The 12414-nt window shown below is 35.4% G+C and carries 10 protein-coding genes; 1 reads left to right on the top strand and 9 read right to left on the bottom strand.

The window, feature by feature from the left end:
- Positions 1 to 285 precede the first annotated feature (285 nt).
- The 9 genes from SGJ10_08440 to SGJ10_08480 all read right to left on the bottom strand — a co-directional run bounded on the left by SGJ10_08440 (position 286) and on the right by SGJ10_08480 (position 11218).
- The gene (locus tag SGJ10_08440) at positions 286 to 2157 is read right to left on the bottom strand and encodes a proton-conducting transporter membrane subunit (GenBank protein ID MDZ4758152.1); all 1872 of its coding nucleotides are present in this window, start codon (positions 2155 to 2157) and stop codon (positions 286 to 288) included.
- A gap of 5 nt (positions 2158 to 2162) precedes the next feature.
- Entirely contained in the window at positions 2163 to 4706 is a 2544-nt protein-coding gene (locus SGJ10_08445) for a DUF2309 domain-containing protein (GenBank protein ID MDZ4758153.1), read from the bottom strand.
- 23 nt (positions 4707 to 4729) lie between these two features.
- Positions 4730 to 5365: a carbonate dehydratase gene (can, locus tag SGJ10_08450; GenBank protein MDZ4758154.1), complete on the bottom strand. Its 636-nt coding sequence runs from the start codon at positions 5363 to 5365 to the stop codon at positions 4730 to 4732.
- A 14-nt stretch (positions 5366 to 5379) separates the two neighbouring features.
- Positions 5380 to 6957 carry a SulP family inorganic anion transporter gene (locus SGJ10_08455; GenBank protein ID MDZ4758155.1) on the bottom strand — a complete coding sequence of 526 codons (1578 nt, stop codon included), beginning with the start codon at positions 6955 to 6957 and terminating at the stop codon, positions 5380 to 5382.
- 140 nt (positions 6958 to 7097) lie between these two features.
- A complete protein-coding gene (locus SGJ10_08460; protein ID MDZ4758156.1) occupies positions 7098 to 7421 on the bottom strand; it encodes a hypothetical protein in 324 nt (107 codons plus the stop codon).
- Positions 7422 to 7485: 64 nt separating this feature from the next.
- Entirely contained in the window at positions 7486 to 7776 is a 291-nt protein-coding gene (locus tag SGJ10_08465; protein ID MDZ4758157.1) for a hypothetical protein, read from the bottom strand.
- A complete protein-coding gene (locus tag SGJ10_08470) occupies positions 7766 to 8359 on the bottom strand; it encodes a M28 family peptidase (GenBank protein MDZ4758158.1) in 594 nt (197 codons plus the stop codon). The genes SGJ10_08465 and SGJ10_08470 overlap by 11 nt, the downstream gene beginning before the upstream one ends.
- A 59-nt stretch (positions 8360 to 8418) precedes the next feature.
- The gene (locus SGJ10_08475; GenBank protein ID MDZ4758159.1) at positions 8419 to 8610 is read right to left on the bottom strand and encodes a hypothetical protein; all 192 of its coding nucleotides are present in this window, start codon (positions 8608 to 8610) and stop codon (positions 8419 to 8421) included.
- A 193-nt stretch (positions 8611 to 8803) separates the two neighbouring features.
- On the bottom strand, positions 8804 to 11218 hold the full coding sequence (locus SGJ10_08480; GenBank protein MDZ4758160.1) for a T9SS type A sorting domain-containing protein: 2415 nt from the start codon (positions 11216 to 11218) through the stop codon (positions 8804 to 8806).
- 273 nt (positions 11219 to 11491) lie between these two features.
- On the opposite strand from SGJ10_08480, the gene SGJ10_08485 reads away from it, so the two are divergent.
- Entirely contained in the window at positions 11492 to 12397 is a 906-nt protein-coding gene (locus SGJ10_08485) for a DUF2279 domain-containing protein (GenBank protein MDZ4758161.1), read from the top strand.
- Positions 12398 to 12414 lie beyond the last annotated feature (17 nt).

Raw genomic sequence — 12414 nt, forward strand, 5'->3', positions numbered from 1 at the left:
ATCCCCCCGCATCCCGATAATTATCGGGATTAAGCGGGGCTTTCGGGATGTAGTTCGGTATTACCATTCTACAAACCAAATCCGCCACAGGCGGAGAACCATTATAGTTTAAGAATTGGTATTAAATCTGTGCCGGCTTCAAGTAAGTTTGTTGCAGAACTATGCTTGGGCATGTGCAGGTTAAAAGAGTGGTCGGTCGTAGGACATGGCCACGGGCAAATCTAAAGTATAGTCGGTCATATTACAATACCACAGGCAAGCCAAAGTATTCACCAATTCATCTTTTTACGATGACCTAAATGCGATGGGATGTGTATGTTTTTTATGTGGGCCTAAAAACAATCTTGCATATATGCGTAGTACTGAAATTTCTATCAACAGAAAACTAATTGTGGTAAAAATTACCAATAAATACTCATGTTTGTGAATGTGGTTAAACATTAAATCAATACCTATAAAAGAGGGCGAAAAAGGCAAACCAGCAAAACCTAAGCAGGCCAATAGAAATATAAATCCAGTTTTTGGATATTCGAATACATGACCGTGAAAACTATTGAGGTCAAGATTCTTTTCTAACTTTTTTATTTTTTGCAAACATATAAAACCCGCAATAGCTGATATCAATAGGCCACTCACATATATCAATATTTCGGTATATTCATATTTATCATTGAGCAATGCTATGGAAAGTATATTGAAGAATTGACTTGCAATAATTAAGAACCAGGCCATTTTTGCATCCTTTTTTTCGGTGAACGATACCAATATTAACAGCATCCCGATTAATGCAAAAACCAAATGCAAAATATCATCCAGTTGCTTGGGTATTTTATCTTCAAATATAAAACACAATAGCCCCACTATATATATTAAAACCAATAATGAAATAGCAGCTTTGCTTTTTATGCAACTTAATTTTCGACCCATCCATTTGAATGGCGACCATAAAAACCGGAATAAAAAGGCATCCATATTCCATTCTTTTATACTCAGTAAATATATACTGTTACTAAATTTGTTGCTGAACGATTTTTTAGTGCCGTACTGCTTCGGCGTATAACTAAAAAATTGGTCGTGTATCAAATAATTCAACACCGATGGCGACACCAGTAACTGGTATGTACGCAAAAATGCGTTTCCTGTAAAATGTAGCAAGGCCAATATATGCCAACCCATAGCCACTTCTATAAACATAATGCCTATTTGAGCAATGGCTGCATAAGCAATTTGTGTTTTTACCGTACTCTGCACTTTGGCAATAAGAGAAGCAATAATGGCAGTACTTATTCCAATAAATATAATAAACATTTTAATTATAAATATACTTTGCCAATAAGGGTAAGTTCTTAAAAGTAAAAAAACACCTAAGTGTACCGAGAGCGAACCATAAAAGACCGCACTCGATGTGGTAGGACCTTCCATTGCCCTAGGTAACCATGACGAAAATGGAATTTGTGCCGATTTGATGCAGGCAGCCATCACGATCATTAATAAAATAAAGATTACAAAATAATTGTACTCCTCAATATGCAAGTTTACCAACTGCAAATCATTCAATTTTATAAAGGTAATATTCTCGTGCCATAAGTGATGACTCATCCATAATGCAAGGATAAGAAATATATCACCGAGCCTATATAATGATATAGTTTTTAAGCCATTTTTTACGGGCAAATATCTGTCTCTGTAAAATGCAATTAATAAAAATGAAGTAATTCCTATAAATTCCCATCCAATAAATAATGTTTCAAAATTGCCAGAAAAAACTATCAAGTGGTACCCAAAGTAAAAAAGTAAAATGGTGTTAAAAAACCGCTTAAAACCGCTATCTCGGTGCAGGTAAAATCTGCTAAACACAATAACCAAAGAAGATATAAGTGCACCTACTACTGCAAAAACCGCGGTAATATTATCAAAATAGAAATCAATAAATATTTCTATATTGCCTTCTTTGTATAATGTAATATGTTTTAAGTCTATGATACCGATATCATTTAGCAGCCAATAGCAGACATAAGAAAGCAATGCAATTAAATGCATACATACCGTGCCAATGGCAACAGCAAAAATAATGGTTTCTTTTTTTCTAGGTATAAACAGGCTTACTATAAAGCCAAGGAGGGGTATAAATATAAAAATTTGAAGTAAATTCTGCATATAAATCAATTATATAAATAAACCGGTAAATTTTCTTGCGTAGCATCTATGATATGATTAGTTTCCATTTTTTTAGAATCTTCTAAAAGTGCGTGTACATCTTTAAAAAAGTGAATTTCGGTTGCCAGTGTTTTGTACGGAACAAATGCACCTTGCTTAAAATAAAATATTTCGTGGGTCTCAGGATTTATTGCAGCTAAGTGCACCCATTCGTTGATAAACCATTCATACATTTCGGGGGTTGATTGTACTGTTTTTAATACCACCTCTGGAAAATGTTCTACTATTATTAACAGGCGTACGGGGTCGTGCACTTCTATCATTTGCCACGGCAATCCTGGGCGTAAGTCGCCATCGCTACTATTTGCCACACCAAATAAACCCATTACATTGTGCGGTAATTTTGTGCCTGCTCCAAGCTTATAATTATCGACCCGAGAAAAATAATATTCTAAATTAATTCCACCACAAACTGGCCCCAGCGGTTTCATTATACCAGTCAAAAAAATTCCGTTTGGATCTGTATTATAATCATAAGAATTTAAGAATGCCCTGCGGTCTAAAAACAATCCTTTGGTTAAATCTCTTTTACCTACTATGCAAAGTGTGTTGGTGCCATGTCCCAGTTCAGGTCGTGGCTCGAATAAAGATACTGAACGCTCTTTGATGGCCTGTCTTATTTTTCGTATATCATTTTTTGTATTGATGGAGGCAAAACGCCTTGATCGTTCTTTTGCATTTAGGTCTAACGCATTTTCAAATACAACAGCATTTTGTTGATGGTATTGTGTATTTGTGGAACTTAAAATATCCAAATCGTAAAATTCAATTTCATCTGCTGCCGTATCGTGCAATCCACCCACAAACTGAGTTTTATTGCTTATATCAATTCCCTTTTCCAATAATAAAGCTCTAACTTTAATATTATTTGCCATCGATGAAAACACCCGGGCATTTACCGAGCCGGGTCGCCCGCTGCATGCCCCGCAATCGTGTGCCCCATGATGCGGATTGTTGGCACTGCTGCTACCGTGTGCTATTACATATACTATGGGTGCAAAATTTTTGGTAAGTCCAATTCCATTTAGTAAACTTGCTACTCTTGTGGCCATTTCGTCGATTGTAAATCCAATTTGCAAATCATTTTCACGGTCATTACTGTTTTTGTTTTCAACCGTTAGCATGCCTTTATTATTCATGTGCGAAAATGCATTTGAAATAGCGGGGCTCATTTTTGGTTTAAATATATTTTGAATCATACGAATACCAGCCCAAAAACCAAGTGTGAGTGTACTTATATATCCAGTAAATAATGAATGTGTTTTATTGGTATATATCAGGTCGTGCTTTCTTATTTCGGTTACCTCAAATTCTTTAATTAAATATTTAGGGGTAACTGGTGCGGGACAAAGCTTATCGTAAAATTTTGCGTTTTGTGCCTGAAAGTAAAATTCTACGCTAAAAAATCCAGGAGTTCCAAAGGTTTCGCAGTTTTTATCTGAATTTTCAACATGCCTTCTTATACTGCATTCTCTCTCATCAATACAAAACATTGCCTGAAAACTTTTGGAATCACTTTTCACATCAGCCGAGTTTAATTGTTGTGATATACTTAATTGTTTTATTCCTGCCAATACTTCATCATAATAACTCCACTCAAATGCATCTTGCCATATAATAAATACGTCGCTTAATTCTGTGTGAGGAGTAGCAGCAAATAAATCGAGTGGTGCTTGCTCTATATTCGTACCTAGTGGTTCCCAATTCCTTCCCAATTCATTATCCAAATTGTCAATTTCGAGCAGCAGCTCAAACACAATTAAATCATTTAACGAAATGTTCTTTGGAGATAAAAGTGTTTCAGGCATAACCTCAACGGTAGCAACCATACCGCTCCACCCGCTGTGACTCATTTGTTGATCGAAGATATATTGCTCAAAATAATTTTCGTCTCCGACTACAAGTTTCAATAATTCAGTAATCGAGATATTTTCTTGCAGCAATAATTTTTTTGCCCTCGATGTTTTAAACAAACTAATGTAACTATTTTGCTCCAATTCTATGATGGCTTCTAAGAATCCTTTATTGCCAATTGGGAAATCCCAAATCGCAATACCTTGATCTAAATAACTACATAAAACTCTAAACAAAAGTGGCTGCACTAAATTGTTTAAATCAATTTTATATTTTATTTTCCAATGTGCCCGTAATAAGCCAATACGTTCTGAATTGTGCTCATCATATTTTTTAGAAAGTACCTTGTTTTTCCATTCGGCTATATTTTCACTCCCCTTCCTATCGACTATAATTTTTTCCAAAACCTCATTTCTAATTCTGCCAATATCATACAATTTTCTAAAATCGTTTAAAGGCATAGTAGCTTGGTATCCGAATATTTTTGATGCTTTAAAAATGGCATCATAAAATTTCATATCCTGAAAAGCATGCAGTGTATTGTGGTGTATAAAATCTTTAAGCGGAGTTTGTGTTGGCAAATAATGTTTCAGTTCATGTATGATATGTTCTTCGTTAAAATTTACAACTTTCATATATTATATATTTACTGTTGGTTTTAAATGTCAAACTGATAAATGGTATGCAGATCTTCCAGTTCCCTGCAGGTAACATCGAGGTCTTTTATAATACCATCGTGTATATCGTATACCCAACCGTGTACATGCAGTGGTTGATTGTTTCTCCACGCATTTTGTACTATGGTTGTTTTGCCAAGGTCAAGCACTTGTTCCATTACATTAACTTCTACAAATCTTCGAGCTCTTTGTACTTCATTTTCTATAGCATCTAACTCCGTATGGTACATTCTATATACATCTTTAATATGACGTAACCAGTTATCAATTAATCCATATTGTTTATTACCCATTGCTGCCAGTACCCCGCCACATGAATAATGCCCGCATACTATAATATGCTTTACTTTTAAAACTTCTACTGCATAAGATAAAACGCTGAGCATATTCATATCGGAATGCACCACCATATTGGCAATATTGCGGTGTACAAAGATCTCTCCCGGTTTTGTCCCTGTTATTTCGTTTGCGGGTACACGGCTGTCGCTGCAGCCTATCCATAAGTATTCAGGGGTTTGCCCTTTTGCTAAATTTTCAAAATATTGGGGGTCAATGCTTAGTTGTTTCAGCACCCATTCTTTATTATTCTTTAATAATCTGTTATATGATTTTTCCATTCTTTTATATGCTATTAATGACTCGGTACCGAATCGTAACTATTATGTATTTTATATTCTGCCTTGAAGTGCTCAAATTTACAATGTATCTTTTTTATCGGGGCTGTCACATCTCTAAATTCTTTGATGATTTCTAATACATCAAAGTCGATATAGTGTGAATTTGACGCATCAAAAATTATCGAAGTGTTCTCGGGTATTTGATCCAATGTTTTTTTAATACTTGCTTTATTGAAAAATGAAACTTGGTTAGGGAATTCTATCCTTACAGTGTCCCCCATATTCTCTTTTACGATTATAAATGGATTTTTGAAATTGCTTTTCAATAAATAAAAGATACTCGTTATCGAACCTATTATTATTCCAATTAATAAATCAGTAAAAACAATGGCAACAATGGTTACCACAAAGGGGATAAATTGATTTAATCCCTTTTTGTACATATCAATAAACAATGATGCTTTGGCCAACTTGTATCCGGTAACCAATAAAATGGTAGCCAATGATGCCAAAGGAATTAAATTTAAAATAGAGCTTATAAAAATAATGCTCACCAGTAAAAAAAGACCATGTAATATAGCGGCCATTTTGGTCTTTGCTCCCGCATTTATATTAACCGAACCTCTCACAATAACTGAGGTAATAGGAATACCCCCTATCATACCTGCAAATATATTTCCAACCCCTTGGGCAACAAGTTCTCTATTGGGCGATGCTTGTCGTTTGTTAGGGTCAATATTTTGCACTGCTTCCAAATTTAAAAGTGTTTCGAGAGAAGCTATGATGGCAATAGTAAATGCGGCTATCCATACTTCATAATTTGTGATAGCCGAAAATGAAGGCATCGTAATAACAGACGAGATATTGGTAATTTTTGGAATGCTCACCAAATGCTCTCTACCTATATACAAATCGGGGAAGTAATTTTGAAAAACGGTGTTTATAATTACACCTAGAATTACCACAAATAATGATGCAGGAAAAAACTTAACTCTCTTTAGTGGCGTCTTGTCCCAGAATATAAATATAATAAGCGAAATTCCAGAAACAATAACCGCCCCCCAGCTAAAGTAGGTAAATATATTCAACAGTTCTGATATAGTATTTTCACCATCTTTTTGGAAAAATGAAAAATCATCTTCTGGGTCTCTGTCGAAGCCTACAATATGTGGAATTTGTTTTAAGATAAGGATAATACCAATTGCTGCCAACAGACCTTTTATTACATTACTGGGAATATAATTGGCAATAAACCCTGCCTTGGCTATTCCACTAATTAACTGAATTACTCCAGCAATTACCACTGCCAGTAAAAAGGTATCGTAACTATTCAGTTCACTAATTGCTGAAAACACGACGGCTGCTAAACCTGCTGCCGGGCCACTCACACTTGTATGAGACCCACTTATAAACCCTACAACTATACCGCCTATAATACCTGAAATAAGCCCTGACAATAATGGGGCACCACTTGCCAGTGCAATACCTAAGCACAGTGGCAACGCTACAAGAAATACAACCATGGATGCTGGTAAGTCGTATTTTAAATATTTAAATGTTAATCCGTTTGTTTTTTTTTCAATGGTGTTCATAAAATGAAAATAATATATTTTAAAATAACTTAAATCTATGATAGATTTAAAAGTATAAAAAAATCGCTAAAGCGAAATTATACTAAAAGGGGATAGGCCAATCTCAACGCTATGGTGAAGTATAGGGCATAAAAGGTTGCTTATAATACCTCGGGAGGCGAATATACCTCTATTCCATAGTCGGATGTCGGAAAGCTATGATATTGCCTTGAACCTAAATTTACAAATCCCAATAGATGAGGTATGATGTTGTGAGGATATTTAGTATTTACATAAAAATCATCAGTAAAATTAAAATCTTCATCTGCAGTACCTTCAGATTTGGAATTGTCTTCTTCACATTCAAAATTGTCAACCCAAATTATAGAATCAGAGACTATTGTTTTTGAATAATACCCAATTGTTTCATAGCTATATGCTAAGGAAGCAATAATAAATAATATATAGGTAAATAAGTTCTTCAAAAACAGGATTTCTAAATGAGGGCAAAAATACAATACTAAATCTATAGTTTTGGTAATTTTTTCATCATAAATTTATAAGGGTATGAAGCAAGCGATCAATCACTTGGGCCATTCTTCTTAAATCTAATGCCTCTAAAATATCAGTTTTCTCATGATAGCTTTTGTTGCGATAAAATGCGGTATCGGTAATCATCAATGCACTGTACCCATACTTCCAATAGTTCAAATGGTCAGAAAAATCGATGCCAGGCATCGCGGCAGGGCCAGTAAATTTCTTGGTTTTGATGGTATGTGTCGATTTATATGATCGACAGAACTTGCGTGCAAACTTTCCAGCACCAATTTTATTGACCAATTATATAATTACCTTTATTGCCATATACGAGTGAGATGCAGCCGATAGGGTAGGATTGAGATTTTTTTTCATCCTTAAAATAACCGATCATCTCCAGCGAAATCATTCCATATACTTTTGCCTTTACATCACTCAGCGATTTTGCGTGTACACAACTTCCCATATATTCCGTTCTGAAATAAGGAGGCTCCTCCAATGAATATGCAACCAAATCGATTCTGTAATTTGTCTTTTTCTCTTTCAGTAATCGTGCTAATTCAAGTAAGCCAGTTACGCCGCTAGCATTGTCATCGGCTCCTTGCTGATTTCCGCATACATTATAATGGGCACCCACCACTATTCGTTTGGTATGCTCAGTTCCAAAAGAACAGATTATATTTTTATATATATTACCATCCACCACGAATTCTTGAACAATAATACTATCAGAATATAATTTAAAAATGGACTTTATAAAATCCGCTGTTTTGTTAAGTTGCGAAATATTATCATAACTTCTAGCGGTGTCGGTTTTAGTTAATATAGTTAAATGTGATTTGATAATAGTAGTATCTGATTGAGAGGAGGCCTCATAAATATTCAAGATAAAAAACAAGAGTATAAGCTTAAAAAACGACATCATATTGTAATAGGCCATTGTAACTAATTAAGCAATTCTACCATGCATCTCATATCTGTTTCGCTCAAATACCATTCAAGACAATAACCCTCGGGGTTTATGCAGGGATAAGCAATAAGTTCTTGAAATGCTTTGCCAATGTTCTGCATGTTTTTCATATAATCGGTTATCGTAATACTTATATAACTTCCACTTTTTATGGTAAATTTTCCCATATTTTTTTTTAATAATATTTGCAATAATACATAAACAAGCACAGTTTGCAAAAAATAATAATGCCAATGCCTATAAAAAGAAAACCACCCCAATTGGGGTGGCTTCTTAGTTTACAGGGAACTCACTTACTTGTTGCTTAATATAGGTTTTGTGAATTATATCATGATGATGAGCCTTAAGCTATTGTCGCATTTAATTTTTAATAAATTCAGTGGTATTACAAACCCCAGAGTCATTTAATATATGCATAAAATATACACCAGGAGGATAGGTGCCCATATCAATGGTGAGCAAGTTATTTCCTTTAGTTAGGCTCACGTATTTTGTACATACCACCTTGCCCGTGATGTCGTTCACTATAATTGAAATATCACTATTGTAATTTAAGGTAACAGACAAGGCGGCCACATCAATAACAGGGTTAGGGTATAATATTACACTATTAATTGTTTGCTCCTCCGATTGCATTATTTTTATTATTTTTGAATATTCTTCATTGCCATTGTAGTCCACTTGCTTAATACGATAATAATATATAGCTTCCACAGCCTGCTTGTGGATAAAGGAATAATCGCGTGTGATGTTAGAATTACCTGACCCTTCAACTCTACCAATTGAATTAAAATTTTTGCCATCGGTCGATGATTCAATGGCAAAATATTCATTGTTTATTTCTCCAGCAGTTGTCCAATGTATTTGGTTATCATCTTTAATATGTTCCCCAAAAACTTTTACCCAGGTTACGGGCAATGCATCCACATTGGCAATGCCAAATGGCGAGAAGCTTGTAAACCCTGACCGTGACACTGAATAAGGATTTGATCCCGATGCAGCAATCGATGTATAACCATAGTCCCACATCCCAGCAGTAAAGTGTGCTAAACGACAATTTAGGTTAGAGAATCCTGTCAGTTCCATTGAACTCGGCCATTGCAAGGTAACTGTTGCATTGGAGCCTCCAGTTGTTTCTTCGCTAATAAACCAAGTGGCATTAACTACATGTGAGTTTATTAAATCGCCAGTGGTAGCACCAACCCTTATTTCGTTAACTAACCTCACACTAAAATTATCGGTTGTGGAGCCTGCCGTTAGTGTTACCATGGCAGGTAAATACGTGCTTGATGTTCCCACTGCAAATGTTTTATTGTCATTTTTTACCACCTGTTGCACCAAGCTGCCTGAGCTAGTTGCAATAATATAATTCGAAGACGAGGCACCGCTTATAGTTGCATTATTCCCTAAGGTTAAATTGTATGCTCCCAAAGATATTTTGCCCGTTGAAAGTGTCAAAGTTCCATTCACTGATGTATTACTTCCCAAATTAATATTGTTGGAATTATTTATAGTTACATTATTGAAAACCCCAGTGCTGCTTATAGTTTGTGCTGCATTTCCGTTAAAAGTAATCGTGGTGCCGGTATTGGTAAATGTACCACTTGTCATACTCCAGTTCCCACCAATACTATGGGTATAACTTCCACCTACAAATGTACCATTGCTTAATGTGAAATCTTTTGCTACAGTAAGATTCGATCTAGCAGTTTTGGTGCCCGATGTGGAAATATAAAGATATCCATAACTTGTATTATATATTGATTGTGTTGTGCCAGTATATTCAACTGTGCTATTCGAATTTATGCTTATTGTATTATAATTAGTAGGTATAGAATTGATTCCACCAATTTTAATTGTTGCACCAGTTGCTATACTAAATGTGCCACCTGTAGAAGAAGTTCCTCTAGTTGCTGTATAGGACGACAAGTCAAATGTGCCGCTATTTATATAGATGTTTCCGTAGGATGCTGATGAGGAAACAAGAGAGGGAAGATTCCCACTCAAAGATTTTGTGCCAGTTCCACTTATAGTTAAAGTTGAATAGGTAATACTATTGCTTACTGTTTGGTTTGTAGTAGTTGATGCGTAGTCTATAATACTTCCAGCACTAATAGTAGCTGTGCCAGAAAGTGAATAATTGCCAGCAAAAGTAGAAACATTTACTATTAAAGTTCCTCCACTATATACGGTGTAAGCACCAGTTCCCGAAACAGCATAGGATGAGGGATCGAGAGTTCCATAGATATATAAATTGCTACTGGTGCCAGTTACACTTATATTAGAATTAAGTGTTACAGCAGTGCCAGAGTTTATAGTTAATTTTCGAAATGCTGTGGTCGAACTTCCTTCGATGGTTTGCGAAGTCCCTGCAAAAACAACTGCTGCATCTCCGCTTGTGCTGGTATAAGTACCTGAGTTGCTCCAGTTGCCACTTAAAGTAAATGTATTTCCACTGTGCGAAATATTTCCATTCGAATTAATGGTAACACCTTCTGGAATAGTAAAATCTTGAGCAAGCGATAAAGTAGCACTTACTGCTCCTCCAATAGTTAATGATTTACAAGCGGATGAACCATTTGTGGTAGGTTGGTTACGCCCGGTAAAATTGTCATCACCGATAATTGCATCAACTGTTGAGGAGGGAACTCCATTGGTCCAGTTATTTTTGTTGCTCCATGTTGAATTTGAGGTTCCTTTCCAACTTGTTTGCGAAAACGCGTCTGAAATATTAATCACGAAAATTAATAACAGCAAATAATACGATTTTTTCATTTTAATTATTGTTTTTTGTTTTAATTATGATAGAAGTTTTTCCTTCCATATTTATACTGCAAAGAAACCGTATTGTGCTATGTGCGGGGAATGACTTAGGTCAGTATATCATAATGATTTGCATCATGAAGTAGAAAATAATTACGAATTATGAATTGCGAATTGCGATTGAGCGATTGTGGTTCATTATCAATAAATATTTGGAGAATCGTTTCACGCTGTGACGTAATTCGTAATTTGTAATTCGACATTCATCTTACCTTTGTCCACTTAATGGGTAGTTATTGGATATACATTTATTTTGTAGTAGTATCGTTTATTACTTACGGTATACTTTGGCGATGGCAGGGTAGGGGCAGCACCCGTGTGTTCGCTGTTGTTACTATATGTCTTTTCATATACTTAGGAGCATTGGTGGGATTGGCTAATGTGTGGTATGGAAATGAATCAACCTCCAGTCCTCATTGGTTTAACGATATGGGTGAATGGCGTTTTATGGATAAGTTGGGGCATGTGTTCACAGCTTTTACCATTGTACGTTTCATGTCTAAAGTATTGAAGTGGGCAAAATGTAAACCCAATGTATCAATATGGCTTGGAGCATTTTTGGGATTTGCCTTTATGTGCTCAATTGAATTGCTCGATTCTCTATCGCCCAAGTATGGAGCATCAGTTGCCGATATCATTGCAAATGCTTTAGGTACACTTGTTTTAGTAGTGCAAGTAAAACTATTTGGTAAGGTAAAGCTAATGCCCAAATTCGGGTTTCAGTTTTCGCAATATGCTGTCCTAAGACCATCCATGTTAGGAGGTACCTGGGCCGAGCAAGCTCTTAAAGATTATAATGGCCAAACTTATTGGTATAGTATGGGGCTGAGAGATATTACTAAAATAAAATTTATTCCTTCATGGTTGCAAATTAGTGTAGGCATTGGTGCCGATGGCCTTTTGGGTGGTTTTGAAAACCAATGGGAACAAAACGGACAAAGTTTGCAGATGCTTGATGTAGGCAGGTTTTCAGAAATTTATTTTTCCTTGGATATTGATTGGGAATTACTGTTTGTCAATTACAAATGGATTAGGAGATTTATGTTTTTGGCAAATAATTTTAAAACACCTTTACCCACGCTAAAGTTTAGTACCAATGGAAGTATTAGCTTTTATTGGTTCTATTTTTAAAAATATTTTCAACTTGC

This window comes from Bacteroidota bacterium (genome assembly GCA_034439655.1).
Classification (GTDB): Bacteria; Bacteroidota; Bacteroidia; order UKL13-3; family UKL13-3; genus CANJUD01.

Coding starts and splice junctions, on each gene's coding strand:
- SGJ10_08485 (MDZ4758161.1), top strand. CDS start 11,492: ATGGGTAGTTATTGGATATACATTTATTTTGTAGTAGTATCGTTTATT.
- can (MDZ4758154.1), bottom strand. CDS start 5,365: ATGGAAAAATCATATAACAGATTATTAAAGAATAATAAAGAATGGGTG.
- SGJ10_08455 (MDZ4758155.1), bottom strand. CDS start 6,957: ATGAACACCATTGAAAAAAAAACAAACGGATTAACATTTAAATATTTA.
- SGJ10_08480 (MDZ4758160.1), bottom strand. CDS start 11,218: ATGAAAAAATCGTATTATTTGCTGTTATTAATTTTCGTGATTAATATT.
- SGJ10_08475 (MDZ4758159.1), bottom strand. CDS start 8,610: ATGGGAAAATTTACCATAAAAAGTGGAAGTTATATAAGTATTACGATA.
- SGJ10_08440 (MDZ4758152.1), bottom strand. CDS start 2,157: ATGCAGAATTTACTTCAAATTTTTATATTTATACCCCTCCTTGGCTTT.
- SGJ10_08445 (MDZ4758153.1), bottom strand. CDS start 4,706: ATGAAAGTTGTAAATTTTAACGAAGAACATATCATACATGAACTGAAA.